The organism is Arthrobacter sp. 9MFCol3.1, from assembly GCF_000620385.1.
Lineage (GTDB): Bacteria > Actinomycetota > Actinomycetes > Actinomycetales > Micrococcaceae > Arthrobacter.
In genome coordinates this window covers 1-2580 of record NZ_JIBJ01000030.1, presented here as the reverse complement: position 1 = coordinate 2580, position 2580 = coordinate 1, and the positions used below count along the sequence as shown (strand labels likewise).

The 2580-nt window shown below is 62.9% G+C and carries 2 protein-coding genes and 1 rRNA gene; 1 reads left to right on the top strand and 2 read right to left on the bottom strand.

Annotation, left to right across the window (positions count from 1 at the left end):
* Positions 1-560: 560 nt before the first annotated feature.
* The gene (locus C560_RS0117410; RefSeq protein ID WP_231494386.1) at positions 561-938 is read right to left on the bottom strand and encodes a DUF6924 domain-containing protein; all 378 of its coding nucleotides are present in this window, start codon (positions 936-938) and stop codon (positions 561-563) included.
* A gap of 485 nt (positions 939-1423) precedes the next feature.
* On the opposite strand from C560_RS0117410, the gene C560_RS22775 reads away from it, so the two are divergent.
* On the top strand, positions 1424-2107 hold the full coding sequence (locus C560_RS22775) for a DedA family protein (RefSeq protein ID WP_026539157.1): 684 nt from the start codon (positions 1424-1426) through the stop codon (positions 2105-2107).
* A gap of 211 nt (positions 2108-2318) precedes the next feature.
* Here the strand turns inward: C560_RS22775 and rrf are convergent.
* Positions 2319-2435: ribosomal RNA gene (rrf, locus tag C560_RS0117400) — 5S ribosomal RNA — on the bottom strand.
* Positions 2436-2580 lie beyond the last annotated feature (145 nt).

The window sequence follows — 2580 nt, the reverse complement described above, 5'->3', positions numbered from 1 at the left end:
CGCCACCACAACCCAAAACCACCCAAAACCACCCCACCAGACCCCCCACCCCCACAAACCAGCACTGTGCAGTGCATCACCACAACAGGCACGGCACGGGGCATTGACGATCACGGCCCGCCTGCAGCAGCACAGCTCCGGCCGGCAGCAGCACAGCCCCGGCATGGCGTCCCCAGGCAACGGCAGCCAAACAGACCATCGTGTTGTCTGACGCCTACCGCAAAGGGCCCGTGACGCTGGCGGACTACTCCCGATGTCGTCTGGTCCAGACTGCGATCCAACCCTCCCGCCTGGCAGGGTTTGAGCTCTGCAGCGACTTTTGCATGTTGTAGCCACTTTGGGCACGGCTACTACGGGGGTTGGGAACATGTGAGTCCGCGGATGCCGGCTGTGGCCGCGCAGCCTCGAAGCACGGGCGCGGCCTTCGAGGTGTCGTTCGAGAGGTGGCGCAGCCGGGTTCCGGGACGCCTGCCCGTTGCCTGACCCCTCGCGGCTCTGGATCCGGCGCGGTCGTCCCAGGGCTCCCGCCCTATCCCAATACACCGAAGCAGCAAGAACTGTCAGGCAAATCCCCTGAAGACACCGTCTCTGTCTGTCCTATCTGCGAACTCTTTCCAGTCCATGTTCGCGATGTTTAGGTTGTTATCGACTCCCCAGAGTTCGCGCGCAATGCATCGGAACGGCCGGCGCGATTCCGTGCTCAGATCAATGACCTGTATCGGATGCCCCGGTTCAAGAGCGACACTGTCCACAATGAACAGGACCGATGCGTGTTCATTGCCGGCCATAGCCGCCTGGCGAACTTGTTCCCAGCCGACCTGATCCCAGGCAATGTCATCAACGACCTTCACGTAGGCGCGGAATCCATCGTCATTCTCGCTAAGCACAGTGGAAAGCGCATCCATCCAAGCGTCTTCGTTGCCGAAGGTCGTGCGCACCAGGAGGGAGTCCTCTGTGCTTGGAAGTATCAACATGCCGCTATGGAATCACATATATGGCAAGCCACTCTGTGACGCAGAAGGATCAGCTGCTCTTGGGCTCCCAGTCCATCCGGAGGCGGCCACCGTTGAATTCACGCAGGACCGTGTCCGCTTCGAAGGACCCGACGCCCCCGAGCAATTAACCCCAGTCGGATGCGCCGCGACCCATCGCTGGCCAGTCAGGCGGCCGCTGGTGGTGCCATGCGGGGACCGGAGCGTAGGGAGTGCTGCGCGGGGCGTGGTCAAGCGGAAGTTGGGTCCTCCCCGAACCAGGGCGAGTCGGGCCGCACTGTCTCCGCAGCGTGCTCTTGACGCGGCCCGGGGCACAAGCGTATACAAGGGCCATCCCGGTGTCGTCGCGGGGGTCGCGACCGCAGAACTAATGCGGGCAGTGCGGGGACCGCCATGATGAACCACGGCGGAGCGGGAGTGAGGTGTGAGCGATGACCGGATTGGCTGCCCTCCGCTTCATGGCGGTCGGCTGGGCAGGCTACCTCGCGACGGAAGCAGGGACTGCGGACGATTGGGCGTACTACTTCGGCGTCTTTGTGATTGTGCTGGCCCAGTGTGCCGGCGTACCGCTTCCCGCCGTGGCCGTGCTGCTTGGAGCCTACGCCTCGGCGCGCCATGGAGATCTGAACCTTGCCGCCGTTATCGCCGTCGGCAGCCTGGGCGCCATGCTCGGGAGCACTATTGGCTACGTACTTGGGCGGGTGGGAGGTCGTCCATTGATGCTGCGACTTGCACAGCGCTTCCACGCCGATGAGAATCGCATCATCCAGCTGGAGTCGTTCTTCGAACGGCACGGCGGCAAGGCCTTGTTCTTCGGCCGCTGGGTCATTGTCGTTCGGCTCTGGGGCGCCATTGCCGCGGGGGCTGCCAAGATGCCGTGGCCCAATTTTCTGCTCTGGACTATCACGGGGTCCATTGCCTGGGTCGCGAGCCTCAGCGTTCTCGCCTATTTGGCCGGGGCACTGGCCAATGCAATCGGTGACGCTCTCGACATCGGCGGTTGGGTGCTGGTCCCCTTCGTCGTGCTCGGCCTGGTGATCGTCTGGCGCCGGCGCAGACGCCGGAAGCTCAAGTCAGCGGAAGAGTCAGGGGACGGCATGCCCGAAGCCGAATGAAGCCGGGGGCAACAGCGTGGTCGAGGGCGAATTGCCGCTGGCCAAGTTTTCGAGAGACGGTGCCGGCGGCACGAAATTACCGGGGCGCCGGCCGGAGGGCATCTGAGCAGGAGCTAGCCGCCGGGAGCGCCGGTCGATCAGATTTTGTGTTTATGGTTTAAATGCGGGAGGACCCCAACCTGGTGGTTGGGGTCCTCGACCGTTAATGGTGTTCCGGCGGTGACCTACTCTCCCACACCCTCCCGGGTGCAGTACCATCGGCGCTGTGGGTCTTAGCTTCCGGGTTCGGGATGGGACCGGGCGTTTCCCCCACGCTATGACCGCCGTAACCCTTGCTCCGCCACGCACCCATGTGTTGGGGGTGGGGGAAAACTGTGGTTACAACATCTGTGGTGTTGTTATTTGGTTGTGGTTTTGTTCCTCAAGCAACGGGTTTGTTGGTTGGGAACCACATAGTGGACGCAAGCAGTCTT